Here is a 26,402-nt window from a genome sequence, read left to right as displayed (position 1 = left end):
TGTTCGGTAAAACACCCAATCCCCGTGCATCGCGAATACGAGAGCCCTGACAAACAGAACGTTCAAGTTGAGCATCCCGTATCTCCCCCCTCTCGGAAAGGGTTTCAAACCGATTATTCGACAATAATCGGGAATTTTGTCCGCCCCCCGTTCAAGCACGGCGAAATGTCTTCATCGGACAGTAGCCCGCAATCGGGGCATCGAAAATCCGCTCGCCTCAGACCAAACTGCCTGAACAACTGCTACCCGCTCCCGCAGTACAGCCATAACAGTGATCTGCCAATGCGATCGGTCGATTAACGAAATCGCTTAACGACTCGACCGTCCACACCGTGGGTGACTCAATCGAGAGATCCACCATTTGGTTGAAGTCACAATCGAAGATCCGCCCGTCCCAACCGATCGAAACCAGTGACCTGCACATCACACCGTCGATCGCGGCGGGATTGAAGGCGTCGGCGAGCATCGTCAGGTAATCATCGTAGACACCGCGTTTTCGCAGATACTGAGCGTATCGGCGGATAGGAATATTGGTGATCGCCAACAAAGAATCGAACTCGATCTCATACCGACTGCGAAGCTCGCGCCGGTAATCGACCTCGAGCTTTTTCTGGTCCGGTGGCAGGTGCGGGCCCGTCGGGTTGTAAACCAGATCCAACCGAAGAGGGTCGCCCGACTGATTCGGCACGGCGTATCCGAGTTCGTTGAGTCGTCGCAGTCCCGCGATACTCCGATCGAAAACGCCATTGCCCCGCTGCGAGTCGACATTGTCTTCGAGATAACACGGCAGTGACGCGATCACATCAACACCGTGTTCCGCTAAAAACGGTGCCACCCATTCGAATCCAGGTTCGGACAAAATCGTCAGGTTACATCGGTCGATGACTCGCAACCCCGCCGCACGGAACGTCCTCGCCATCTCTCGAAAATGAGGATTCATTTCCGGTGCCCCCCCCGTCAAATCAACCGCCTTCAAACTCGGCGTCTCGGCCGCGAGGGACATGATCCGCTCGGCCACCTCGCCGGTCATGTTCTCGCGTCGCTTGGTCGGCCCCGCATCGACATGACAATGCGTGCATGTCTGGTTGCAGAGCTTCCCCAGATTGATTTGAAGTTCTGTTAGCTCTCGTCGCAAAAACCGATCACCATTCGCCCGAACACGCTGCGAGAACGGCGTCACGACGCCCTCGGACGATCCACTCTCGACGATCGGCAGCACAACAATGACTCGGGGTGAAAGACTAAGCGGACAGGTTTGAACCGACGTCGGTTCGATACGCGGCCATCGCAGGAACGATCCCCGCGAGCAGGCTCAACACGATTACAAAAGGCAGCAGCAACCACTCGAACTCACTCACCGAAAACAATCCGACCTGGACTCCGGTCTGCTGTTCGATAAATGTGCCTGCCGAATAGATCGCGACGTGCGCGAGCAACCATCCGGCCGCACCACCAATGATCGCGATGATCAAACTTTCAAAAAGTATCACCCACGTGACGCTGCCTCTTCGGGCACCGAGTGCCCTCATGACGGCGATGTCTCTGCGGCGGTCATTCATCGAATTGTAGATCGCAACCAAAACACCAAACGCGGCGACCACACACGTGATCAACGTGATGACCAACAACGCCGAGAGCAACGGCCCAACGATCATCGACATCAATTTATTGATCTCACCAATCGGTGCGGCGGCCTGCGCTCGCCCACTCTCATTGATTCGGTTTTGCATCCCCGGTGCATGCATCACGTTGCCGTTGCGGACCAAGATGGATGTCACCTCACGTTCGGGAATCATCAACAACGGCGGACGCGTGTCATCGGGATCACGATCCGGAAGCACGATCACCGCATCTTCCTCAAGCGGTTTGGCATGACCTTCGAGCAAGTAAAACCCCTCGAGATTCACAAACACTGCACGGTCGTTGGGTGTCCCCGTGGGAGCCAACACGCCGACAACGGCGAAACCTTGCCCATGCCCTTTCCCCTCTGGATCGCCGTGCGTCGGGTTCATCGTGTCGCCAACGGCGAGACCCATTTGCGCGGCTACTCGCGAGCCTAACACGCATTCAAAATACTGGTTTTCAGGCGTGAATGTCTCGAGAGCACGCCCTTCTTGGAAATCAAACCGTTGATCAAGATCTGGCCCATGTCGCAATTTTTCAAAGAACTCCGGCGTCGTCCCCACAACGCGAAACTCTCCGAAATAATCGCCCAACGCGAGCGGAATCGCATAACCTTCGCCAACGAATCCCGCATAAACACCGTCACGTTCACCGAGTGTCGGGTCGCCGCCATACTCGCTGACCATCCGCGCCCGTTCGTCGGCCGGAAAAAATTCCATGTACTCGGTGTACGGCAAATTCTCGATCGGTTGGCTGAGATAGTAGACACTGTTGAGCGTCAACTGTAACGCGCTCCCGCGAGGCCCGACCACGAGGTTGTATCCCACCGCCGCATTGCGCACGAACGCCTCGCTGATGATGCCGTAGATGGACATCACGATCACGACGAGCCCAACACCGAGCATCAGTGACAAGGTGGTTAGGAAGCTAGATAACGCGCGATAACGAAAATTTCGCCACGCGATGAACAGGAGATTCATTCGCTCAGACCTGTTTCAGTGCGGGAATTCGGTTGATGTCTTCGAGCCGTTCGATTCGACTAAACCGACCGGCGACTTCCATGCTGTGAGTGACCATCAACAACGCAATCGATTCGTTACGACAGGAGTCAATGATCAGATCGAGAACCGAGTCAGCACTCGCCGGATCGACGTTGGCAGTCGGTTCGTCGGCGAGCAACAGTTTCGGCCGCCCCGCGAGTGCTCTCGCGATCGCGACTCTTTGCTGTTGCCCGACGGACAATTGTTTTGGTCGGTAGTGAGCCCGATCGGCGAGCCCAACTCGATCGAGCAGGTCCATGGCTCGAGCGGGATCGACGCGTCCGCTCCCAAACGTCATCCCGAGCTTGACGTTCTCAATCGCCGAAAACGCGGGCAACAAGTTGAAGGTTTGAAAAACGTAACCGATCGCCGAAGCACGAAACCGGTCGCGTCCCTGTTCGCTGAGCCGAGTCAACTCGATGTTGTCGACGCGAATCGATCCCGAGGTCGCCGACAACATGCCGGCAATCAAATGCAGCAACGTCGTCTTGCCGCCACCACTCTCGCCGATCAAAGCGACCTGTTCGGCATTCGCGATTTCAAACTGAGGGACGTCGAGCACCGTCAGCTCACCGCCCCCAGGTTGTTGAAATTTCTTAATAAGGTTCGCGATCGTCAACATAGACGGAAATCCTTGCTATTTAGCATCTTGATAGGCGACGGCGGAAAGACAACATGCCGGCGAAAACGGAGCCGGATCGCCGCACAACCTGACCGATAAACCACTCCCAAAATCTCATCCGCGCCGCATCGCTCGCTGAAGTCCGCGATCAGTATCGCGTTTCTTGATCGTTTCGCGTTTGTCGTGCAGTTTCTTCCCTTTGACCAGCCCCATCACGCACTTCGCAATGCCTCGATCATTGAAATAAACACGCAGCGGAATCAGGGTGAGTCCCCGTTCGAACGCACGCCCGGCGAATTTGTTGAACTCTTTTTGGTGAACCAACAGTTTCCGCGCACGTCGCGGATCATGGTTCCATAACCCCGCGTTGGAATACTGAGCGAGATCGGCTCCGACCAACCATAACTCGCCGTTAGTGATCCGAATATGCGCTTCATCGAGCGACAACTTGCCTTCCCGCATCGATTTCACTTCGCTGCCGGTGAGCATCATGCCACATTCGATCGAGTCCAAAATCTCGTAACGAAATTTGGCTTTGCGGTTTTCCGCGACCGGCGTTGTTGAGGAAACAGGCGTTTTTGCGGATTTCGATCCCTTGCCACCTTTTTTCTTGGCCTTCGTATCGGCCTCTTTGCGGCCAGCAGCCGTGAGGCTGGTTTTGTGCGATTTGGTTTTTGACTTCGACATGGCGGGCATTGTATCGCGAAGACGGAAATGGGAAGCGGTGGGGGCGGCAATGGTGAGATTTTGGTCTCGTGGCTACAATGGCACCGCGGACGATCCCGACGAACCGGGTTTCCACGCCGCACCTAGCGTTCTCCGCGAATTTACTCTCGTTTGAATTGATTGAACTGATGGCTTTTCGATTGCCTGTTGTTTCCGAACCTGAAATGCCTGCGGGCACCTCTGTCAGTGCCACCGGCCGGTTACCGAGGTGGTTGAAACGGCCGATCCCAAAATCGAATTCGAACCACCTGACCGATCACTTGATGGACGAACTCGGGCTGGAAACGGTTTGCGAAAACGCCAAATGCCCCAACCGCATGGAATGTTACAGCCAACAAACGGCAACATTCATGATTTTAGGAAACGTCTGTACGCGTCCCTGCGGATTTTGTGCGGTCCATCGTGGCCGTCCGCCGGAGGCACCCGCCGCCGATGAACCGGATCGAATCGCCCAAGCGGCCGAAAAGTTGGGCCTCAAACACGTGGTTATCACGTCCGTCACCCGAGACGACCTGCCTGACGGGGGTGCCGACCACTTCTACCGCTGCGTCGTCGCGGTACGAGAACGCACCGGCGCGACGACCGAGGTCCTGACACCAGACTTCGTTCACTGCAAAGACGCTCTGGCACGCGTGATCGAAGCCCGTCCCGACGTTTTCAACCACAATATGGAAACGGTGCCTCGCCTGTACCGCCGCGTCCGGGGTCCCAAGAGCGATTACGCCTGGACGTTGCAAATGATGCGAGAGGTGAAAAAATATGACGCGAGCGTTAAGACCAAGAGCGGCCTGATGCTCGGCCTCGGCGAAGAACGTGGCGAATTGCTTGACGCGCTCTCGGACCTGCGAGATCACGGGGTGGACTTCCTGACGCTCGGCCAATACCTGCAACCCGGCGAGAAATACCTTCCCGTCGTGCGTTACGTTCCGCCAGAAGAGTTCGACGAACTCGCCGATCTGGCACGCGAGATCGGATTCACCAAAGTCGCATCCGGCCCGTTCGTCCGCAGTAGCTATCACGCACGCGATATGGCCGAAACTGAGGTCTAATTTACTCAAGCCTCGTCGCATTTTCGTGGCCGCCGGTCGCGTCAAAGACGGATTACCTCTGCCGCAGAACGTCGAATCGATGACTTCGACAGGCACCGTCCATTCTTTCGTTTCGGCGGTATCTTTCGTCTGACCGCGAGAGCATATCGATGATCGGCGAAAACGCGGTGCGATGACGCTTCAAAGCATCCCTCGAGTTACAATCGATGGCGTTCAGTACAGCTTTTTGCTGCATCATCCACGTCCGCGCCCTCCATCTCGATTTCGCCCTGACATGTCGTCATCCGATGAACAACCGCGAGCGGCAATGCCGTGGATCATCGGATTGGTTCTGATCGGAGCCGCTGCACTCAATCCGCTCGATTTCATCACCGGAGCATCGGAGTACGACCGAGCGACAAGCTCAAAGGGTATCCAAACGCTGTTGAAACTCGGGTTGGCGGGGGCGGCAACATTGATCGGCGTGATGGGCCTTCTGCTGAGTCCGCGGACCCGTCGACTGCTCAACAGTGTTCCCGGCGCCGCCTTGATGGCACTCGGTTTTGTCTTCTGCTGCACGAGTGTTTTCTCAGCCCCAGAAGTGCGAATCATCAGCGTTGCATCGGCACTGATCTATGTCGGCTACTTGCTGTTCATCACGACGGCACTGGCTACGGTCGGCGCAAAACGCGTTACGATTTACCTGGTGATCGGATCCACTTTCTACCTGCTATTCACCTGGAGCCTATTCATCCTGGTCCCCGAGAAAGGAACGTTCACGGAATACACCAGTGCCACCGAAACCGTGACCCGCATGGGAGGCACCGGTCACCCTAATATCATCGCAAAAGTCGCGGTAGCGACAGGCTTGATGGGACTCGCCCTCTTGACGGGGCGGTCGAGCGAACCGTCCCCACGTGGCTCAAAAATCGAACAACTCGAATCGAAACCAGATGACGATCTCTTAGCGATTACGACCTGCGGTCCATGGTGGCGATTGATTTGGATTGGCGTGATCACTATTTCCGCCGCGACAACTTTTGCCACGCTTAGCCGAACTGCAATCCTCGCAGGTGTCGCAGCCGCTGGCGTGATGTTGATCAATCGCTTTTACGGTCGTGGTGGACTCGCGGTCGCAATCACGTCGGTAGCATCGGTGTCAGTCATCGTTTTAGTCATCTCACTTTGGTCCGGCGAGGGTCCCTTCTCGCAATCCGCTGTTGGCGTGGTTACCAAGAGTGGAGATGTCGAGGAGCTGACTTCGTTAACCGGACGAACCGTTATCTGGGAAGAAGCAATTGAACTGATTGCCGAGCGTCCCTTCACAGGATGGGGACTCGATAGTGCCGCGACAGTAATGAGCATCGAAGCCACCGGCACACATAACCTGTTACTGCATGTATGGTTCTCCGCTGGCTTGATCGCGTGCTGCCTGATGGTCGGATTGCTGGGATGGTCATTACTCTTTGGCGTCACCTCATCCCACGAGTGGATACGTGGCGTGATGGTCTTTGTTTTGATCTCTGGGTTAGTCGAAGACACGATCTTAGAATCGTTTCCGACGATGTTAACGCTCCTGTGGATTGTTGGACTACTCGCCCCGAATTTGGTCTACAGACAGGCACCAAAATCGATCACTCAAACAGTAGCTGAGTCATCACAACCGTCTAATTGACAGAGCGATTTTAGCGCCCGAGGCAAAGCACCTGACGAATTAGCCCCGCGAAACCGAAAAGCCTATTTTGCGGCGTCCATCTGCCTCGACCCTCGAACTTCGCTACCGCTGCGTTTCCGCAACTTATCACCGAGCGTCTCGCGATAGCGTTCCGCCTCTGCAGCGAGACGCGACACAACCTCCGGATGGCTATCGATGACATTGGTCGTTTCGCCCGGGTCGTTATCAAGATCATAGAGTTCGAGCCCCGCGTCCGCCATTTGATATCGGCTCGGCATTCCGTCGGTGCCGCCGCTTTCTCCCGCGAGAGTCCGGTATCGATGAGGAAAGACGAGTTTGAACTTCTCGTTTCGAACCGTTTGCAGCTGCCCACCGCCGTAATACCCGACGAACGATCGATGGGGCGAAACCGCGTCAGGAACCCCCGTCATAAGATCAACGATTGACTCACCATCAATTTTCTTCTCCGGCAATGGCGTTCCGACTAATTGCGCGATCGTGGGCAGAATATCAATCGTCGAACACAACTGATCGCAACTCGATCCTGGTGGGATCCGGCCGGGCCAATGCATGACGGTCGGTTCACGACAACCACCTTCCCACATCGTTCCCTTCCCCTCACGCAGATCACCAACACTCCCAGCGTGGTCCCCATAGGAAAGCCATGGGCCGTTGTCGCTCGTGAAGATAACGAGCGTATTGTCGGCATGAGCACTGTCTTTGATCGCATTGAAGATCTCGCCGACCGACCAGTCGACCTCCATCATCACATCACCAAACAACCCCGCACCGCTCTTCCCGGCAAAACGATCCGACACATACAGTGGCACGTGCACCATCGGGTGTGGCAAGTAAAGAAAGAAGGGCTCCTCGCTCTCCGCGTCTCGAATGAACTCGACGCTCCTTCTCGTTAACTCCACCGTCATCTGTTGTTGGTCCGACGGTTGAACATCTGGATTCACAATCTCAACTTCGGATCCCGCCCGAGATTGCATGATCGGCAGCGGCGGCCAATTCCCAGGATCGCTTGGATCCTTCTGCCGCCGGCGCACCGTGTCGGGATGCAGCGGCCACATGTCGTTGCTATAGGGAATCCCATAGAACTGATCAAACCCTTGGTGATGAGGCAGGAAGGGTTCCAGGTGACCCAAATGCCATTTACCAATACACGCTGTTCGGTAACCGGCCGACTTGCAGATTTCCGCAATCGTAGTTTCCTCTGGATCGAGCCCGATTCGTGCAGATGGCCCCAGCGCACCAGAAATGCCGACGCGTCGGTGGTAGCTGCCTGTTAACAACGCCGCCCGCGAAGCGGAACAGACCGCCGAAGAGACCGCAAAATCCGTGAAGCAACGACCTTCCGCAGCCATCCGGTCCAAATGCGGCGTCGGATAGTCCGAAGCTCCAAACGGACCAATGTCCGCATAACCCATATCGTCCATGAATATCAGAACGATACTCGGCCGCGTTGCGGTGACATCAGGTACCGTCGTGTCTTCTGCGGCGCATCCAGGACGTGCAAACGGCCCCACAAAAAGGGCACACAAAACTATTCTGATGAAGCTTCGATTGATCTGCAGCATGCTCGAATCTCATGTGAAACGGACGATCCGAGTCGATCGCAAAACCGCTCGGTGATGCTGCCACCATAATCAATCGATCAGCATTCGTGTTGCTCCGGTGGCCCATGCGTTTGCGCCCTGTACAAACGCGCGCACCACAACAGGACCACTCCAATGATCCGGCAAAGGAATGATTGCGATACCGATTTCGCTGACTTCAACCTGCAGTGAGACCTGACCGATTGTGCAGCCATGCGGATCGTCGACATCGTTCGACTCTGTATCAGACTCGATCGCAGTCGCGGTCAGCGGACGATCCACGCACACGGTGAGGGTACCGGCGATCGGACTCGTTACGCGAACACACACCCTTTTCGGCAACGACGGTTCCTCCACTTCTGGCCGATCGGAATTTCCACCGGAGTCGTCCACCGTAATTTTCAATTCCTCGGGTCGCTGCAAACGCAGAGTCGGATCACCAAAGAGTTGATACAAACCTGCATGCTCACCACGTTCGTCGGCGAGATTACTCCCCGCCGGCGATATCAGCCCGGCCAATCCATCAACCATCAATTGCGTCGTCGACACGGAGCTCCCTGTTCCAGGCTGGCCTTCAACCGCCGCCAGATTCTTCTGCAGTCGTCGGACCGCTTCGAGCATCGCGTCCCCAAGACGTTCTGGTGACGCCTCGTCGCCGACCGGTCGGTACGCCGATTCGAGTAACCCGAGACCGAACCTTGCGTTCCCATATGGCATCGTCAAACGACTAGCCGCGATCACCGCAATCGGACCGCCCGGGGCGAGCAACATACGTTCCGACAAACAATCACCCGGTGCGTCGTAAGCACCCGCATAGCAAGCGAGCAAAACGGCGATCGGCGAACGATTCGGATTGCCTCCCAGTTGGGAAGCCGTTTCGTTGTTGAGCAAAGATTCGACCTGCCAACGCCGCTGACCACCATCCGCTCCAGCAGGTTGAGACAAGGCACTGGCATCATCAGCGGATCGCGTCAGAAAATCGAGACGGTCAACGCTGCCGTGACCGGCGTAAACCCAAAACCGTGCGCCACTTCGATAACGCTGCATCACCGCATCGTAAAACGAATCCCCGACCGGACAAAACGCATGCCCAGGACTCGCGTAGGCAATCTGCGGTTTCGCGTCCGCAGGCAAAACACTCGTTAGCACGGTACGAGTCACCGACTCGATCGCGCCATCGACGAGCGCACCGAAGCCACCTACCCCCGCGGTCAACTGCAAACAACGACGCCACGAACCGAAATCCTGAGACGACTCGTACGAAACGATTCTCGCAACCAAGTCACGAAGCTGCTCCGGTGCAACGACTGGCAAACGACCCACCACCACATCGGAAACTCCGTCGCCATCGAGATCCGCGTACGGCAGATCGGACGGATAAGTCGGCGTCGATCCATAGGCCGAAGTAACTCGCGATGGCAAATAATGAGTCGGGATTCGATTCGATTGGGTCGCGTCATTCCCGTTTGCATCACCCGCCGTTCGAGATGCAAACGGTGGCGCATCCCCGACGAGAACCACATAACGCGTTTCACCGTCCGCCGTTTTCCGGATTGCCGCTGACATCGCATTTGGAGTCGCTTCCGGAGGGCAGAACGCGAGCGTTAACCCTTCTTCTTGTCGAAGTTCACACCACGGCAATAGTGCATCACGATAATCGTCGGCACACACCACGACCACATCCGCCGCTCGCACTGAGGGTGTCATTAGCAACAACGTCACCAATGACACTACCGTAGCGATCCACTTGCACGCGCGCCTTACAACATCGCAAACAATCGCACCAAGGTTTACCCGGTCTTGTATCAATGCCATCCATGTCTCCTCGTTAATGCCACATATGAGCTGGACTATATGCCGCCATCGATGCCGACGTTCACACATCAATCAACCAACGACTCACCCTCTGAATTCACATCACTCAAAGCATGTCCAGCGATTTCGCCACGGTACCGACAGGCCTCGAGAAACGACTCAAGGAGCACCTGCGCGGCGATCGCATCGATTCGCTTTTTCGTCTTCTTCCGTGTTGTCTTACCCTGCCGAATCTTTTGGTTCGCCGCCACGGTCGTGAATCGTTCGTCGAACAGTCTCGTTGGCAATTGGGTGACCTGATGCAACCAAGTTGCAAATTTTCTCGCCTCCACACTCTTGTCGCTCTCTCCGCCATCGCAGTGGATGGGCAGACCAACGACCCACGCCGAGACGCGTTCCTCGGCGGCAAGTTTGCAGAAGTAATGTTCATCCGACTCATACCCCCCCGCGTCAGGTTGTGTCACCGCATGCACCTCCAACGGGCTGGCCAAAATTCGATCCGGATCGCAAATCGCGATGCCAATTCGTACGGTGCCGTAGTCCACGGAGGCGATTCGACCTTCGGTCGGGAAATCAGTCGTCGGGAGAGTTGAGTCGTTGTTCATACGCACTAGTCAACGCAAGGTTCAGAGCCGCGTCAACGGCGAAAACGGAATTCTCGACCCAGGATTTCCTGTCAACGGCATCTCACGGCGACAGCGACCCGCCCGAGCTGCCATTTTCCTGGCCGAATGCCATCTCAAGTGCCCGATCGAGTCGCCCTCGCAACAATGTCATTTGGTCAGCACTCAGGCTTTGCCCGACCATGCTCGCCAGGTGCAAACAGGCAATCAACAACACCCCAATCGGGACCGCACTGAGCGACCAAGGTGTGTAGCCGAGCGTCCACTGCACGTATCCAACAATCATCGCGAGCCCCATCAAAATGGTGACCACAAAATAAATCGCGATGAACATCGTCCAAACTTCCGGTCGCGGTGAAAATCGAGCAAAAAGTTGAGCCCCCGTTTCGGTCTCACTGAATTGCGCTGACAAATGAGGCGACCAAAACCGTCGATCGGGGCGGTCAATCTTGAAGTCAAAAACCGTACCAGCCGATTCCGCTAAACCGCGCATCTCGTCACTCTCGATTGCCGATTTCAACCGCTCAATCGCCTTTCCCTGCTCCAATGGAATGTCGATCGTGAAGGCGGGTTGAAGCTGAAAGATCTTCATCGCGACGAAACTCGAGCTTGATCGTGGTTCATGGGCAACTCTTCGTTATGGGCAAACAACCGGTGACGAGTCGATCGTTTGCTACGACGTAATGTGATGATGATTCTGAAGCTCTTTCAGTGGTTCGATGAGCGTTTGGGGTTCGAGCAATCTCCGCAACTCGAACAACCGTTGGTCCGCTTTGCGTAGACGGCGACTTACCTCCCGTCCCAAATTCATCATGATCATCGTGTACTGTTGCAGATCTTCTTGACACAAAGACGCGATCGATTTTCGGGACACCTCGATCGCACGGCAATCTGTCTTCGCAACGACAGAGGCGGATCGTTTTTGAAAGTCGATCAACGACATCTCACCAAAACAATCGCCGGGACCGAGCGTGCTTAACGGGATCTGATTGCCTTCCCATTCTCGCAACACACTCACGCTGCCCGATTCGAGAATGAACAACGATTCGCCCGTATCTCCCTGACTGAAAAACATATCGCCTACTGATTTTTCAATGTCATCGGATTCGTGCAAAATCCTCTCGAGCGCGTCCTCTCGCATACCACCAAAAGCTGCCATGCGACGGAGCAATTCAATTCGTGTGGCAGTCACTCGCATTCCCTTCATTAAGATCAGCGAAGACGATGGCCGATTCGTACGACAACGGGTGTCGTGAGTTATACCACCCGAGTTCGGACCACTCGCTCAATCCAGTCATTTTACCGTCTGCTCCGAGAGAACGCGACAATTTTGACGCTTTTAGTCCGCCGTCACCGCGCGGCGAGCCTGCTCCAAAAGAATCGACTCAATCTCGGTATTCGATCAACGTCGTCGAGCGATCACACCGTTAGGTGTTCGTCCCCGACGACTCAAATTTGAGTATCGAGTCCGCTCTCACCGCTGATGTCGGTGCCTACCGTCGGCAGAACCATACGGAATCTCGCACCGCCACCATCCGCATTTTGCACTTCGATACTTCCACCGTGTTCCTGCATAATCTTCGCCGTCACCGGAAGACCGAGCCCAGTTCCACGGGCACCTTTTTTCGATTCGAAAAGCGAAAAGATCTGTTCGCGTTCATCTTCATCGACCCCTTCGCCATCGTCCTCGACGTCAACGATCCATCCGACCGCAGCATCAAAACGACTGCTGAGCCGGACACTTGATTCCGCCGCATCGATCGCGTTGGTGATCAAATTCAGCAGGGCGCGATGAATCGCATCAGGATCAAAACTCGCAATCGGCAAATCGTCATCCAAATCACAAACGAGACGAATGTTCGATTCATCCGCGCGGTTCTGCATCAACTCAATAACATCATGAATGGTTGCATTCAGATCCGCATCGATACGCTGCGGTTCACGCTCTTTTGAAAAGGTGAGCATGTCGAGTACAAGGTTACTGATCCGTTCTTGATTCCGATCAACGATCGCCCATCCACGACGGATCGCCTCCGTGTCATCTTTCGCGAGACCCGATTCAATCAAATAGCTGCCACCACGCACGCCCTGCAAAATATTCTTGATGTGATGAGACAGCGTGGCGATCGTTTGTCCCATCGCCGCGAGACGTTCACCTTGCAACAACGCGGAATAATAAAACGTGTCTTCAATCGCCAGTGCGGCTTGGTGCCCGATCGCGGTAATCAGCTTGAGATGCTCATCATGAAAACGGGTGGCCCCTTTTTTCTGAAGCCATTCTCCCGGAGGTGTGTACGTGTCAACGTACAGCGCGCCGACCACGTCGTAACGGCCCTGCAGCGGAACACACAAGGCTTCTCGAACGCCGCCTTGCACAATCGATGCCGCACTATCAAAACGCTCATCGTCGACCGCATCACTCGTCCGGACACCCTCTTTATGGTGGAGAACGTAGTCGAGAATGGTGTGACTGATCGTAATCCGTCCCGGTGGCTTGCTCGGCTTATCCGATTTGGACTTCGACATTCGACTTTGCTCGCGATCGCACCGTGCCGCTGGCGTCAGTCGTTTCGTTTCGGGATCACGCAACATCACGCATCCACGATCCGCTTCCACCCAGTCGAAGATCAACTTCAAGACTCGATCGAGGACCTCGTTCAAGTCATCGGTACGTCCCACGGCAAGAGCCGTCAAATACATGACTTCGAGTGATTGATCTGTATCGAGAAAGTTCTTCGATGAATCTGGCAGCGATTGGATGACCGAAGACGCCGACTCGTCGGGAACCTCGATCGCGCTCTGCGAATCGGCGATCGGTGCCGCCCCGGTCGTGTTTCGCTTCTCGGCGACGGCCGGACTTTTGGCCGAAGCGACAGAGGATGAATCGGAAGTCTTAGGTCGGTCCGATTTTGAACGTACCTGTTTGCCCGAAAGTTTGCTGAGGGCAGCGATCTCGGAAACGTCAGCGTTTCGCCCTCGCGATACGCCCCCTCGAGAAAACGACGAGACGATCCGGCTGGCGTCGCCGGCCCGCACTTGGCGAACAATGTCGACGCCGTGGGCCGCGTCCATCGCGGCAACATTTCCACCACCAGTAAAGATGAGCAGCGTTCCGCCGATTTCGATTCGATCGCCACTGACTAATTCTCGGCGTTCGACACGGTCGCTATTGACGTAGGTTCCGTTACTACTGCCCAAATCAATCAACTCGAAACGTCCCACCGTGGGATCGCACCGAATTTCAGCGTGCCCTCGAGAGGCCTCGTTGTCGAGCAGTTGAATGTCGTTGGTCGAATCGCGGCCCAACCGGGTGACCGGCGCGGCAACCTGAAAGTGTTTGCCTTGGTCACGCCCTCGAATGACAAACAACGAGGCCATGATGGGATGGTTCCTAAGAGTTTCACGCACAAAAAAATGGCCGGCACCACGAATTATCGCCGTTCGGCACCCAAGATAGCTTGTCATCGAAGCATATGTTTGACTACCGTCGGACTTTTCTGTATCGACCTTGCCAGCGTCATCGCTCGAAATCATCAATCCTGCCCATGTGTTGCCGCGGATTCCATCGACTCGGCCGTCAAAACGCCCGAATTAGTCGAATTGCGAGCCCTCTCTTGGCGACGTTCTTGGCCAGCCTCTTGCTAGGCTGCCAAACCACTGCCCCGATTAGCCTCTGGCAACCGCCTCAACTCGCGTCCGTTTCCGGCGAGTCGATTGTTCTGATGGAAATCGCCGGACCGCAGAAAACGGCCGAGGGACTTCGTCAAGAATTGCTCCAAATCACCCGTCCAAATGAGGGACAAAGCAGCTCCGCCACAGGGAGCAGCACATCAGTCACGTTTCTATTGCCAGACCAACTGCCCGATGAATCGACCATCCGGTTAGTCTCCGCTGTCGAAAACGAACCGAGCGACCTGGCGATCGCCGCCGCAGCCCGTCGGTCCGGCCTACGCTATCTGATGCGTGGCGAAATCATGCATGCAACCGGCAATCCACGCTCCGAAGAAAGACTCAGTGTGGTGTGGAAATTGGTGGGACTCGATGCCGATTGCCCGACCGAGGGAATGCCAATTTCCGTCAACCAACAACAAATCTCGCTCGCGTATCCCGACCTGATGGCAATCAGTGAACCACACGTCCGATTGCAAAAAGCGATGGTCCGCAAAACACTCGGCTTGCTTAACCAATCGGTGATCCGAAAAACCGTGACTCTCGCCGAACCTCGTTACGCACTCGGAAGTAAAGCCGTCAGAGAAGGAAACGTGTTCGCCCAACATGGCAACTGGCCCGCCGCAGAAGAAATTTGGGTCCAGGCATTAGAAAGTCATCCCGGCCAAGTCGGTGCATGGATCAATGCGTCCATTGCCGCGGCCGCTCGCCAAGATTTTCCGGAAGCGAAACAACGCATCACGAGAGCAATCCAGTTGTCGGCTTTCTCTCCCGTGAATCGAACGCTCGCAAAAGAAACGCTCGTTTGGCTCGAACTCCAACAACGCGACTACCACGAAGCGTTTGGCCTCCCCGATCCTCCGGGCGGATGGCGAGTGACGCATCGCGATGAAACGATGGCCACGCAAAACGATTAGTCCAACGCTTCAAACTAATCAGGCTTTCGCGCTGCCACCCGAAGTTTGGCGCTGCGGCTTCGTGGGTTTGATTGGACTTCCTCATCAGTGGGACGCAGCGGCTTTTTCGTGAGGATCTCCCAACGGTCGTCGTCACGGAAGGCATTCTTAACGATTCGGTCCTCGAGTGAGTGAAAACTGATCGCGGCAATCCGACCGCCCGGCGCGATCCAATCCGCCGCCGACGCCAACGTTCGCTGCAGAATCCCTAACTCATCATTTACGGCGATCCGCAATGCCTGAAACGTGCGAGTCGCGGGGTGGATGTCGTGGTTCTTCGATCGTGGCACACACCGACGACAAATATCGACGAGGTCGCCGACCGTTTTGACCGGCGATCGCTCCTTCGCTCGCAAACAAATTTGTCGTGCGATTCGGCGACTGAATCTCTCTTCGCCGAACTGATAGATGGCATCGGCGATGTCTTTTTCGCCATGAAAGGCGAGCCACTGATGCGCGGGCAAATCCGACTCTGGATCAAACCGCAGGTCGAGTTCCGCGTCCGGCAACGTGAAGCTGAATCCACGTTCGCGGTCGGCAAGCTGATCACTCGACAACCCGAGATCGAGCACCAACGCGTCGGCATGAGTCCGTTCGCAGTGAGCTAACGCCGCCGGTGCCTTTTCGTAACTGCCCAGGAACAACTCAATCCGCGGATCGCTGCCCGGCCCCTCTGGCACATCATCCCGACGAATCACCGCTGGATCTCGGTCCATTCCGATAATCAACGGATTCAATCCGTTCGAATCGGTCTCCGCGGGAAGAATGTCTCGTAACAATCGAGTGTGACCGCCGCCACCGTACGTGCCATCGACAATCGTTCGCGGGCTTGCCTCGCCTATCCAACGAACGATTTCATCGGGCATCACAGAAACATGTTCAGTAGCCACGATTAAACGGTTCCGATCGCAAAAAGAATCACACGATCGTTTGTGGTCGAAACGGAATCAAACGTCAGCGGAGGCGACATCAGTCGCGTCGGTATAGTCATAAACGAGGCTTCGAGAGTGAGTACGTCAGGAATTGCGGACCGATCATTGTATCAATGATTCTGGAACACGCTGCAGGCGTCCGTCACTATCAATCACCGCGAGAGTCACGGTCGCTTCCACCAAAAGTTGACCGTCACGACGGATTTCGTATTCGTGAATGATTTTCGCTGCGGTCACCTTGGCGACCCGCGTTGTCACCTGAATTTCATCATCATATTTCGCCGATGCCCGATACCGACAGTCGATATGAATGACGACGACAAACAAGCCCGCCGCCTCAACATCTCGGTATCGGCCACCTGATGAGCGAAGAAACTCAGTCCGACCGATCTCGAAATAACGTAGGTAGTTCGAATGATGAACAAACCCCATCGGGTCACATTCGTCATAACGCACCCGCAGGGCGATGGTCTGCTCATTGCTGTCGGACATTTTGTCTCGCGTCCTCATCTACCGATCGAATTTCTATTTCGCGGCAGAATAACAGCACGCCGGTTTTACTTCCACGGACGCAAATTGCGAGTGAGCGAAACCGGCAGAAAGATTCTCGTGGGCGCGACTCACTCGCCGTACCACTGACCACCTTGTTGCCGAACGAGATTCGCAAGAGCGTCCAATTCGGTTTCACGTTGGTGGATCAGCAACCAACTTACCTTCCCGTCGTGATGATTTTCGAACGCAGACTGCTTGATCGATTGCACCAAATCGAACGCAGGTGAACGGGCGAACGCGTCGTCGGTCGGAATCGCCAACACCAAATTGTGATTCTCTCGATGAGCCTCGTCATCGAAGAAATGATCCGTGATTTGTTTGATTTGATCTATAGAAACCGCACCACAATCGATCGCGATCATACAGCGATCTGGATGCTCGAGGGTGCGAAATAAACGACGTCGCATGTGAGCCATTTCCTCGCACTGCGTGCTGGGCATGGGCGACGAAGTTGCCAATGTGACGACTGCCGATTCAGGCGGGTTCACAGCGACAGAAGATGGTGAGAAACCAAAGACTGCACCCGACTGATGCGGGTTAATCACAGATGTTTTCATCTTTTAGATCCACGGAGGACGAAACGGGATGCTACGTCACACCCCTCCAGCGGACCGTCGATTATAGCAACATTCGTACCGAGATGGCAGCATCCTGCTGCCTGTTTGCCAGTCCACCACTAACCGGCTCCAATGGTGTCATGAATCAAACTCCCCAACACGACGACGCAACACAGGCAATCGCACTGGCGAAAGATCTACTGATCGCGGCTCAAAAACTACAAACACCACAAGAGCGCCGACAGCAAGCGGAACTCAATCGGATGATCGCCCATGATGCAGATAAGGCGACTCTGGTTGAAATGACTGACCAAGCATTCCGCACCAACACGCCGGCGCGAGTGGCCGATCAACTTTCCTTCCTGCTCGACGTGCAGGGCATCCCACGCTTTTTCAGTCCCGTCGAACAGGCCATGCTTCGCGGTTTTCAATCGTTCGGCGAATACCTTCCCGGCGTCGCTGTCCCGTTGGTCAAAGACAAAATGCGGCAGGAAACTGCCAACGTCATTCTGCCCGCCGAACCAGAACTGTTGGTCAAACACCTTCGCCAACGACAAGAAACCGGCGTCTCAATGAACGTCAACCTGCTGGGCGAAGCGTTGCTCGGTGAAGACGATGCCCGAAGTCGTTTGCAGTCCTACATTCACCTGCTGCGTCTACCAGAGATCCGCTGTCTTTCGGTCAAACTCACGACACTCTACAGCCAGGTCTCGTCGCTCGCATACGAACACACGATTAGTATCGTTTCCGATCGCCTCGAGTCGCTCTATCGAAACGCGAATCATCATTCGCCGGCGAAGTTCATTTATCTCGATATGGAGGAGTACAAAGATCTCCACCTCACCGCGGATGTCATGAAAAGAACACTCGATCGCAAAGGGCTCGAACAAACCGCCGCGGGAATCGCTCTTCAAGCATACGTTCCAGATTCTTTCGGAGTGATGCAGGACCTCATCGCCTGGTCGAGAAAACGCGTCGAAAATGGAGGCCGGGCGATCACGATGCGCCTCGTTAAAGGTGCCAACTGGGAAATGGAACGCGTGCACGCGAGCGTTTCTGGATGGCCGATGGCGCCTTACGTCTCCAAAATGGAAACCGACGCCAACTACAAGAAAATGCTGCGTGCCCTGATCGACGCGGCTACCGAAGGAATTGTGCGTGTGGGGGTCGCTTCCCACAATCTTTTCGATGTTGCTTTGGCAATGAATTGGTGCACCGAGGCAGGCTGCTCGGAAAACGTCCAATTCGAAATGCTCGAAGGAATGGCGAACCACCAACGCCGGGCGATCACCAACCGCGATGTGCCCATGCTGCTGTACGCACCCGCGTGCAAGCGTGTCGATTTTCTCAACGCGATCGGATATCTCATCCGGCGGCTCGACGAAAACACCGGCCCAGAGAACTTCCTGCGACACTCGTATTCGCTCCAAGCCGACTCGGAAACCTTTGATGAACTCGCCGAAGGCTTCGCCGCGTCCCTGGAAATGATGGAATCGGTATCGAATGAACCGAGAAACACCCAAGATCGAACAAAGCCGCCCGCCCAACCGCCCGCCGCAGAACATTGGAGCGACTTTAAGTGCGAGCCCGACACCGATTGGTCGCTCCCTCACAACGCAAAATGGGCTTCCGGAATCCTTGAAAAGTGGAAAACTCGCTGCGATGAGAACGCATTCGAGATTCAACCCGTTCTCGCAATCGACTCGGCTTCGGATAATCCGGAATCAAATCCATGGCTACCGTCTTACGACATCTCGCGACCTGAAAAACTCGTCTGCCGCGTACAGCAAGCCTCGTCGACACAGCTAAATCAGGCGATTCATTCGGTCTACGATTGGTGCGAATGGCAAGACAAATCACCAAAATCCCGTCACGAAATTCTGCGAAACGTCGCTCAACTGCTTCGCGAGCGGCGAGGTGATCTGATCGGAGCGATGGTCGCCGATGCCGGAAAAACCGTCGCCCAAGCTGATCCGGAAGTCAGCGAAGCGATCGATTTCTGCGAATTCTATCCCCTCTCGATGCTGGATTGGGTCGATCGCCCCCAAATCGATGTGCAGCCACGAGGCATCGTCGCCGTCATCACCCCATGGAACTTCCCGCTGGCAATCGCGTGCGGAGGAATCGCAGCCGCACTCGCCGCCGGCAATAGCGTCGTCCTAAAACCCTCTGCCGAAACGGTTCTGCCGGCATACTTGCTTTGCCAAGCATTCTGGGAAGCAGGCGTGCCGGTCAAAGCATTGCAATTCGCTCCCTGCCCGGACCATGTCGCCGAAGAATCACTCGTGGTCAATCACGAAATTGACACCGTCATCCTCACCGGTGGCACCGAAACCGCAAAAAGAATGCTGAAGGTTCGTCCCGACCTGCATCTTCTCGCCGAAACAGGTGGAAAAAACGCGACGATCGTCACTGCGATGGCCGATCGTGACTTGGCAATCAAGCACGTTCTCTATTCTGCATTCGGACACAGCGGCCAAAAATGCAGTGCAACATCGTTGTTGCTATTGGAAGACGAAGTATTCAACGACGAATCGTTCCGAAAAAACCTTGCCGATGCGGTTCGAAGTCTCCACGTCGGATCCGCTTGGGATCTACACACCATGGTGACCCCACTCGTTTCTCCCCCAAATGATGAACTCACGCGAGGGCTACGAGAACTAGACGACGATGAATCGTGGCTCGTCATGCCCGAACATGTCGACGGCAACCCGACGTTATACCGCCCCGGCGTGAAATGGAACGTAAAACCAGGCAGCTTTTCGCATACGACGGAACTGTTCGGCCCTGTTCTTAGCGTCATGAAATACGGCCGACTCGAAGAAGCGATCAATATTGTTCAATCCACCGGCTACGGATTAACCAGCGGACTCGAATCACTGGACAATCGCGAAGTGGAACTGTGGCGCGAAACCATTCCGGCAGGCAACCTTTACATCAATCGCCCGACTACGGGCGCGATCGTTCTTCGCCAACCTTTCGGTGGCGTTGGAATGAGCGCCTACGGACCTGGACTCAAGGCGGGAGGACCACACTATGTCCTTGCTCTCTGCAAAATCACCGACAAAGAATCGTCGGATCAAGAAACTCAGCCGCCCACAATGCAATCGAATGACAGCGAACATCCGCCACTGGACCGGCTTACCGACTGGCTCACACGTAGCCCGCATACGCAGACTCTCCCAGAATCACAAAAATCCCTGATCCGCGCGGCAATCGACAGCGGACGCGATGCGATGAACCAAACATTCGCGGGCGAACACGATACGTTTCGCCTAGTCGGCCAAGATAATCTACGCCGATACCGCATCGCCCCCGATTTGACTCTGCGAATCGAATCGACCTCAGACACAAATTTAAGCAGCTTGCGAGAACGCAGCATTATCGCGATTGCTGCCGCCACTGCTGTTTCCGCGCAGATGACACTCTCAATCGATCCGACGCTACCCAAAACTGATCGCGACCTCCTCGAGTCCATTGCGGATTGGTTGCCGGGACTCATCGAACCTCTCGAAGAAACTGAAACGGAACTATCGACCCGCATCGAAGAATCGAGAGTGTCACGACTCAGAAGTGTCACCCCGCTAGAAAATCAAGCAATCCGGGACGCCTGTGCTCGCCACTTCGTCTCGATCATTGATGAACCCGTACTAGCCGATGCTCGAATCGAATGCCTTCGATACCTCAACGAGCAATCCATCAGCCATGATTACCACCGATACGGCAATCTCGGCCGCCGACAAAGTGTTTAAGCAAGCTGCAATACCAATCCAATCGAGTTCCCAATTTGCATCTCTAAACGTCTGAGCTCCTCCTCGCCGAACATAGTTTGGGGGAAGGAGCTACCTCGAGCTATTCCGTAAACAGCGTAGGCTTTCAAAAGTAGCTACGTTCGGCAAAAAATGTTCCACCGTCCAACGACAGTGGCCACAACAGAAGTGAAAATGCTCTAGCTCAAAAACACCTTGAGTCTTAACGCGTTCCGTCATATCGACGAGTCTGCAGCGGTTACGAAACCAACCTATTCGTACTTCCAAAGTGCCCCGAAGTCGCAATGCTCAGAAAAGGACGCCTGACGACGTCCGCAGCATCTCCTAACAAACGTGTGTCCACCTTGGTCGACGATAAGAGAAGCACTGCGCGAAATGCTTTTGCTCGAGATGAAACGCCTTTGTCTTGCCAATAAAAAAATGCGTTGGCAACTCCGGCCATCCTATCAGTCACCGATGCAATGTACTTTTGCAAGATCAACGCCCGCCCGGACGAATCTCAAGCAAGCCAACATTCCAAACTGCAACGCGGGAATGGGTGTCAGCCCCTCGGAATCATCGGAATCCTAACAGCTCCAAGCGTGTTATAAGGAATTGCGATAAACACCGAACCTGACAACTTGATTTGGTAGAGCGAAGACACTTACCGCAAAGCGCCAACACAAGAATGTCGTTCCTACGCATCGAGCGTCACGCGAAACCTTCGATTTCCCAGTTCAAAATTGGAACGACGAGATCAGATCCAACGAGCGGTTACGGTGCGCGCATAAAAAAACCCTCCGATCGAAACCGGAGGGTCTTTTTAAAAATCTGGCAATACCTACTTTCACGCTGGTGGGCACTATCATCGGCTCACAAAGCTTGACTTCTGTGTTCGGGATGGGAACAGGTATAACCTTTGCGATATAGTCGCCAGAAAGACCAAGCGACGAATATTTCGCCGCCGCTTGGCCGAGTTGTTTGGTAGCTGCATATGATGTTCTTGCGGTCGCCATCGATTGGCACTTTTCTTGAGTGCGGGATATCGGTGGCCAAACCTTCGCCCGTTAGTATTGGTTTGCTGAACACGTTACCGTGCTTACACGTCCAACCTATCAACCTGGTCGTCTTCCAGGGGGCTTTCGACTAATGTCTACGAATCTTAATCTCGAGGCGGGCTTCACGCTTAGATGCTTTCAGCGTTTATCCTTTCCGAAGTTAGCTATCCAGCCGTGCCGCTAGCGCGACAACTGGTACACCAGAGCTTCGTCCAACTAAATCCTCTCGTACTAAAGTTGAATCCTCTCAAGATTCGAACGCCCACGGCAGATAGGGACCGACCTGTCTCACGACGGTCTGAACCCAGCTCACGTACCACTTTCATTGGCGAACAGCCAAACCCTTGGGAGCTTCTACACCCCCAGGATGTGATGAGCCGACATCGAGGTGCCAAACCGCATCGCCGCTGTGGACGCTCGGATGCGATAAGCCTGTTATCCCCGGAGTACCTTTTATCTGATGAGCGATAACCCTTCCATTCGGGATTACCGGATCACTAAGACCAACTTTCGTTCCTGCTCGACTTATGGGTCTCGCAGTCAAGCACACTTATACCTTTACGCTCTACGCCTGATTACCGACCAGGCTGAGTGTACCTTTGCACTCCTCCGTTACTCTTTGGGAGGAGACCGCCCCAGTCAAACTGCCCGACTGACACTGTCCTTTGCCCCGATTCAGGGGATCAAAGTTAGAATTAAAATATAACCAGGCTGGTATTTCAACAACGGCTCCCGATGCACTGGCGTGCAAAGTTCAAAGCCTCCCAGCTATCCTACACAAATTATATCTCAACCCAATAGCAGCCTACAGTAAAGGTTCACGGGGTCTTTCCGTCTAACCGCGGGTATGTGGCATCTTCACCACAACTACAATTTCACCGGGTCTGTGGTTGAGACAGTGCTCCAATCGTTACGCCTTTCATGCAGGTCGGAACTTACCCGACAAGGAACTTCGCTACCTTAGGACCCTCATAGTTAGGGCCGCCGTTTATTGGGGCTTCGGTTGCGAGCTTCGCCGTGAGGCTAACCCTCTTCCTTAACCTACCAACACCGGGCAGGCGTCAGTCTCTATACATCCACTTGCGTGTTAGCAGAGACCTGTGTTTTTGATAAACAGTCGTTAGAGCCGATTTTCTGTGGCCTCTTTCAGCGTGAACCAAAAGAGGCGCCCCTTATCGCGAACTTACGGGGCCATTTTGCAGAGTTCCTTAACCACAGTTCTCCCGAGCGCCTTAGAATTCTCATCTCGCCTACCTGTGTCAGTTTTAGTACGGTCAGTTGCTTAATCATCGCAGCTTTTCTTGGACGTCCTTCCAATGACTTCGAGAACTTGGATGCTCTCGAGCTATACCTTGGCTATAACCGGACATTTAACTCCGGTCACCTCAGTGGTCGCTACGGACATTTCTATTCGTACCGCTCACTTTCTGGACGCCGTCCTTGCTTTGAATACACAACCGGCGAAGGAATATTGACCTTCTATCCATCCCCTACGCTTTTCAGCCTCGGGTAAGGTACCGGCTAACCCTGGGCGGAATTACCTTCCCCAGGAAACCTTAGGCTTTCGGCGAACAGGATTCTCACCTGTTTTATCGTTACTCATTCCGGCATAATCACCCGATGACCCCAACACCGCTCGTTACCGTACGGCTTGTATCTGATCATCGGCGCTCTCCTACCACTCTAGATAAATCTAGAATCCGCTGCTTCGGTGAATTACTTACTCCCGTTCATTATCGGCGCAGAAATGCTCGACTGGTAAGCTGTTACGCACTTTTTAAATGGTGGCTGCTTCTAAGCCAACATCCCAGCTGTCATAGCACTTCAACTTCCTTAGTGACTAAGTAATTCTTCGGGACCTTAGCAGGCGATCTGGGTTGTTTCCCTCTCGACCCTGGAGCTTATCCCCCAGGGACTGACTGCCGAGGTACGGCAACCGGTATTCGGAGTTTGGTTCAGTGGGGTACCCCGGGAAGGGCCCCCATCCGATTCAGTATCTCTACCCCCGGTTACTAATTTACTCGACGCTATCCCTCAAGATATTTCGGAGAGAACGAGCTATCTCCTGGTTTGATTACACTTTCAGTCCTCCCCACAAGTCATCCCCTCAGTTTTCAACCTAAGTGGGTTCGGTCCTCCACGCAGTTTAACCCGCGCTTCAACCTGCTCATGGGTAGATCACACAGGTTTCGCGTCTGCAGCAAACGACAATCGCCCTATTCAGACTCGGTTTCCCTTGGGCTTCGTTCCGTCAGAACTTAACCAAGCCGTTTACCACAACTCGCCGGATCATTATGCAAAAGGCACGCCGTCACACATTAAAATAGTGCTCCGACCGCTTGTAGGCACATGGTTTCAGGTTCACATTCCTCCCCTAGCAGGGGTTCTTCTCACCGTTCACTCACGCTACTGGTTCGCTATCGGTCGTTAGAGAGTATTTAGCCTTACGGGATGGTCCCCGTGGATTCAGTCTAGGTTTCACGTGACTAGACCTACTCAGGTGCTTCTAAGGTGTGATGAAGTTTTCACTTACGGGGCTGTCACCCTCTGTGGCCGACCGTTCCAAGTCGTTCTGTTAACCAATCACAATCCCATATCGAAGTCCTACAACCCCGAGAGGGAAACCCCCTCGGTTTGGGCTATACCGATTTCGCTCGCCGCTACTGACGGTATCGATTTTTCTTTCTATTCCTCTAGTTACTTAGATGTTTCAGTTCACTAGGTTGTTACAGACATGCCTATGTATTCAGCATGCTGCGGTCGGGAATCCCGGGATCATCACTTGTGTGTCAACTTCCCCAGGCTTTTCGCAGACTTCCACGCCCTTCTCCTTCTAACGCCAAGACATCCCCCATGTGCCCTTGATAGATTGGCCACCGAAATCCCGAACTCAAGCGAATCAATCTTGACCGCGGCGAACCGCGAACTAAATCGACCTTGCTTCAGCTCATAGACTTCAATAGAATCTATTAACGATATCACATAGTGGCCAAGCTCTTCTAAGTGAGCCTGGCCTCTCAAGAATCCAATCGAAATTAATCACCAATGCTGAATAACCCGTGCAAAACACAGGAAACAAAGATTGGCGACGCTTCCGAAGAACTTAATAAACTACCTTGCGTGAATGCTTTACTGAGCCCCGGAAAAAGGCTAGCTCAACACCCACATATGGTGCTCTTTTCAGATGCCAACTACCAAACAACCAAATTGTCAAAAATCATTTTCCTGACCGGATCGCCGAAGCAATCGTGCCAAGAGACGCTACCGAAAGCAGCCGGCCAAGATCAATCTGCCTCATGAAGGAGGTGATCTTGGCCGGTCGTTTTCGAGTGAGCGGAGAAGTTAGCGATGAGCCAGCTTCGCGTCAACCGGAACAGTGAAGAATTCTTTAAAAAGTTTTCATCAGTGTTTCGCTTCGAAAACCACAACTGGGAAGCTGCCGGAGCGGTGAAGCTCGCGGCCGTTTCTTTGCTGCGGGTTGAGAAGAATAGCGATCCGTCGCCGGAGGTCAAGTTCAATTCGAAACAAAGTTTGAATTGTTTTTCTCAACCGTTTCGACCCCTTATCCCGGTCTGTTTCATGGACGTGGCAACTGTCATTGAGACCGTTGACTCTGCTCATGAGAACTGACCGAGTGAGACGAAACTCACTCACTCTTCTCGCTTCCTTCAATCTCTTCTAGTGGAGGTAGACGGACTTGAACCGACGACCCTCTGCTTGCAAAGCAGATGCTCTCCCAACTGAGCTATACCCCCGGGAACCTCTAATCGTTGTTAGCGATTAGCAACCAGCTTTGGATCTTACAAAAGCTCGTTGCTAATAGCTAGTGACTAAAAGCTGTCTCAAAAATGGGCGTGCCAGAACTCGAATCTGGGACCTCGTCGTTATCAGCGACGCGCTCTAACCAACTGAGCTACACGCCCGTGCGTTCTGGTCTCGCGACCAGAGGGGACGAAGTTTAGGAACTTTTTGACGCTTGTCAAAGGCTCTTTTGCCTTCATTCGGTCCGAAATTTGCCAAAACTTTCGCCACCCCACACGTACGCGTCGACACTTCAGTCTCGCACGAGCAAGTTTTTTCGGGTTCCTAGGGGGGAATACTTGAATCGACATTCCCTTCTGAGCCTCAATTCAGGCAAAATAGCTCGATCTGGCGCGGAAATACCGTCTCGATCAT

The 26,402-nt window shown here is 54.3% G+C and carries 17 protein-coding genes, 2 tRNA genes and 2 rRNA genes; 4 read left to right on the top strand and 17 right to left on the bottom strand.

Translation table 11 applies throughout. The features are described from left to right. Nucleotides 1-217 precede the first annotated feature (217 nt). The 4 genes from arsS to smpB all read right to left on the bottom strand — a co-directional run bounded on the left by arsS (nucleotide 218) and on the right by smpB (nucleotide 3,981). Nucleotides 218-1,219 (bottom strand): arsenosugar biosynthesis radical SAM (seleno)protein ArsS, encoded by a 1,002-nt coding sequence (gene arsS, locus FHS27_RS12955; RefSeq protein WP_184305353.1) that lies wholly within the window; start codon nucleotides 1,217-1,219, stop codon nucleotides 218-220. A 22-nt stretch (nucleotides 1,220-1,241) separates the two neighbouring features. Next, nucleotides 1,242-2,603, bottom strand: a complete 1,362-nt coding sequence (locus tag FHS27_RS12950; protein WP_184305352.1) for an ABC transporter permease — start codon at nucleotides 2,601-2,603, stop codon at nucleotides 1,242-1,244. 4 nt (nucleotides 2,604-2,607) lie between these two features. After that, a complete protein-coding gene (locus FHS27_RS12945) occupies nucleotides 2,608-3,285 on the bottom strand; it encodes an ABC transporter ATP-binding protein (RefSeq protein ID WP_184305351.1) in 678 nt (225 codons plus the stop codon). 114 nt (nucleotides 3,286-3,399) lie between these two features. Beyond that, nucleotides 3,400-3,981: an SsrA-binding protein SmpB gene (smpB, locus tag FHS27_RS12940; RefSeq protein WP_009105221.1), complete on the bottom strand. Its 582-nt coding sequence runs from the start codon at nucleotides 3,979-3,981 to the stop codon at nucleotides 3,400-3,402. A 158-nt stretch (nucleotides 3,982-4,139) separates the two neighbouring features. On the opposite strand from smpB, the gene lipA reads away from it, so the two are divergent. Both lipA and FHS27_RS12930 read left to right on the top strand, forming a co-directional pair. Beyond that, nucleotides 4,140-5,060 carry a lipoyl synthase gene (gene lipA / locus FHS27_RS12935; RefSeq protein ID WP_044257422.1) on the top strand — a complete coding sequence of 307 codons (921 nt, stop codon included), beginning with the start codon at nucleotides 4,140-4,142 and terminating at the stop codon, nucleotides 5,058-5,060. Between the two features lie 274 nt (nucleotides 5,061-5,334). Further along, nucleotides 5,335-6,714, top strand: a complete 1,380-nt coding sequence (locus tag FHS27_RS12930; protein ID WP_184305350.1) for an O-antigen ligase family protein — start codon at nucleotides 5,335-5,337, stop codon at nucleotides 6,712-6,714. Nucleotides 6,715-6,776: 62 nt separating this feature from the next. Here FHS27_RS12930 and FHS27_RS12925 read toward each other — a convergent pair whose 3' ends face one another. From FHS27_RS12925 to FHS27_RS12900, 6 genes are all read right to left on the bottom strand, one after another. Then, the gene (locus FHS27_RS12925) at nucleotides 6,777-8,297 is read right to left on the bottom strand and encodes a sulfatase family protein (protein WP_184305349.1); all 1,521 of its coding nucleotides are present in this window, start codon (nucleotides 8,295-8,297) and stop codon (nucleotides 6,777-6,779) included. 69 nt (nucleotides 8,298-8,366) lie between these two features. Next, on the bottom strand, nucleotides 8,367-10,037 hold the full coding sequence (locus FHS27_RS12920; RefSeq protein WP_315854545.1) for a C25 family cysteine peptidase: 1,671 nt from the start codon (nucleotides 10,035-10,037) through the stop codon (nucleotides 8,367-8,369). 161 nt (nucleotides 10,038-10,198) lie between these two features. Beyond that, nucleotides 10,199-10,735, bottom strand: a complete 537-nt coding sequence (gene ruvX / locus FHS27_RS12915) for a Holliday junction resolvase RuvX (RefSeq protein WP_184305348.1) — start codon at nucleotides 10,733-10,735, stop codon at nucleotides 10,199-10,201. An 82-nt stretch (nucleotides 10,736-10,817) separates the two neighbouring features. Continuing rightward, complete coding sequence (locus tag FHS27_RS12910; protein ID WP_184305347.1) at nucleotides 10,818-11,345, bottom strand: hypothetical protein; 528 nt, start codon at nucleotides 11,343-11,345, stop codon at nucleotides 10,818-10,820. 81 nt (nucleotides 11,346-11,426) lie between these two features. Then, the gene (locus tag FHS27_RS12905) at nucleotides 11,427-11,951 is read right to left on the bottom strand and encodes a Crp/Fnr family transcriptional regulator (protein WP_246419708.1); all 525 of its coding nucleotides are present in this window, start codon (nucleotides 11,949-11,951) and stop codon (nucleotides 11,427-11,429) included. A gap of 251 nt (nucleotides 11,952-12,202) precedes the next feature. Then, nucleotides 12,203-14,131 (bottom strand): ATP-binding protein, encoded by a 1,929-nt coding sequence (locus FHS27_RS12900; protein ID WP_184305345.1) that lies wholly within the window; start codon nucleotides 14,129-14,131, stop codon nucleotides 12,203-12,205. 236 nt (nucleotides 14,132-14,367) lie between these two features. On the opposite strand from FHS27_RS12900, the gene FHS27_RS12895 reads away from it, so the two are divergent. Beyond that, nucleotides 14,368-15,339, top strand: a complete 972-nt coding sequence (locus FHS27_RS12895; protein WP_246419706.1) for a tetratricopeptide repeat protein — start codon at nucleotides 14,368-14,370, stop codon at nucleotides 15,337-15,339. A 14-nt stretch (nucleotides 15,340-15,353) separates the two neighbouring features. Here FHS27_RS12895 and rsmH read toward each other — a convergent pair whose 3' ends face one another. The 3 genes from rsmH to FHS27_RS12880 all read right to left on the bottom strand — a co-directional run bounded on the left by rsmH (nucleotide 15,354) and on the right by FHS27_RS12880 (nucleotide 17,419). Next, nucleotides 15,354-16,271, bottom strand: coding sequence for a 16S rRNA (cytosine(1402)-N(4))-methyltransferase RsmH (gene rsmH, locus FHS27_RS12890; RefSeq protein WP_315854558.1), 918 nt, complete (start codon nucleotides 16,269-16,271; stop codon nucleotides 15,354-15,356). Between the two features lie 141 nt (nucleotides 16,272-16,412). Further along, on the bottom strand, nucleotides 16,413-16,802 hold the full coding sequence (locus tag FHS27_RS12885) for an acyl-CoA thioesterase (protein WP_184305343.1): 390 nt from the start codon (nucleotides 16,800-16,802) through the stop codon (nucleotides 16,413-16,415). Between the two features lie 128 nt (nucleotides 16,803-16,930). Then, nucleotides 16,931-17,419, bottom strand: coding sequence for a hypothetical protein (locus tag FHS27_RS12880; protein ID WP_184305342.1), 489 nt, complete (start codon nucleotides 17,417-17,419; stop codon nucleotides 16,931-16,933). A gap of 140 nt (nucleotides 17,420-17,559) precedes the next feature. On the opposite strand from FHS27_RS12880, the gene FHS27_RS12875 reads away from it, so the two are divergent. Continuing rightward, nucleotides 17,560-21,171 (top strand): proline dehydrogenase family protein, encoded by a 3,612-nt coding sequence (locus FHS27_RS12875; protein WP_184305341.1) that lies wholly within the window; start codon nucleotides 17,560-17,562, stop codon nucleotides 21,169-21,171. 826 nt (nucleotides 21,172-21,997) lie between these two features. Here the strand turns inward: FHS27_RS12875 and rrf are convergent. The 4 genes from rrf to FHS27_RS12855 form a co-directional block, all read right to left on the bottom strand. Beyond that, nucleotides 21,998-22,106: ribosomal RNA gene (rrf, locus tag FHS27_RS12870) — 5S ribosomal RNA — on the bottom strand. Between the two features lie 110 nt (nucleotides 22,107-22,216). Next, a 23S ribosomal RNA gene (locus tag FHS27_RS12865) occupies nucleotides 22,217-25,101 on the bottom strand. Nucleotides 25,102-25,908: 807 nt separating this feature from the next. Further along, a tRNA-Ala gene (locus FHS27_RS12860) sits at nucleotides 25,909-25,981 on the bottom strand. Nucleotides 25,982-26,075: 94 nt separating this feature from the next. Continuing rightward, nucleotides 26,076-26,149 (bottom strand) — tRNA-Ile (locus FHS27_RS12855). Nucleotides 26,150-26,402 lie beyond the last annotated feature (253 nt).

This window comes from Aporhodopirellula rubra (assembly GCF_014192335.1).
Classification (GTDB): domain Bacteria; phylum Planctomycetota; class Planctomycetia; order Pirellulales; family Pirellulaceae; genus Rhodopirellula; species Rhodopirellula rubra.
Note: the sequence above shows the minus strand (reverse complement) of the source record. Positions and strands in the feature narration are given on the sequence as shown.

Coding starts and splice junctions, on each gene's coding strand:
- FHS27_RS12950 (WP_184305352.1), bottom strand. CDS start 2,603: ATGAATCTCCTGTTCATCGCGTGGCGAAATTTTCGTTATCGCGCGTTA.
- FHS27_RS12945 (WP_184305351.1), bottom strand. CDS start 3,285: ATGTTGACGATCGCGAACCTTATTAAGAAATTTCAACAACCTGGGGGC.
- smpB (WP_009105221.1), bottom strand. CDS start 3,981: ATGCCCGCCATGTCGAAGTCAAAAACCAAATCGCACAAAACCAGCCTC.
- lipA (WP_044257422.1), top strand. CDS start 4,140: ATGGCTTTTCGATTGCCTGTTGTTTCCGAACCTGAAATGCCTGCGGGC.
- FHS27_RS12930 (WP_184305350.1), top strand. CDS start 5,335: ATGTCGTCATCCGATGAACAACCGCGAGCGGCAATGCCGTGGATCATC.
- FHS27_RS12925 (WP_184305349.1), bottom strand. CDS start 8,297: ATGCTGCAGATCAATCGAAGCTTCATCAGAATAGTTTTGTGTGCCCTT.
- ruvX (WP_184305348.1), bottom strand. CDS start 10,735: ATGAACAACGACTCAACTCTCCCGACGACTGATTTCCCGACCGAAGGT.
- FHS27_RS12910 (WP_184305347.1), bottom strand. CDS start 11,345: ATGAAGATCTTTCAGCTTCAACCCGCCTTCACGATCGACATTCCATTG.
- FHS27_RS12905 (WP_246419708.1), bottom strand. CDS start 11,951: ATGCGAGTGACTGCCACACGAATTGAATTGCTCCGTCGCATGGCAGCT.
- FHS27_RS12900 (WP_184305345.1), bottom strand. CDS start 14,131: ATGGCCTCGTTGTTTGTCATTCGAGGGCGTGACCAAGGCAAACACTTT.
- FHS27_RS12885 (WP_184305343.1), bottom strand. CDS start 16,802: ATGTCCGACAGCAATGAGCAGACCATCGCCCTGCGGGTGCGTTATGAC.
- FHS27_RS12880 (WP_184305342.1), bottom strand. CDS start 17,419: ATGAAAACATCTGTGATTAACCCGCATCAGTCGGGTGCAGTCTTTGGT.
- FHS27_RS12875 (WP_184305341.1), top strand. CDS start 17,560: ATGAATCAAACTCCCCAACACGACGACGCAACACAGGCAATCGCACTG.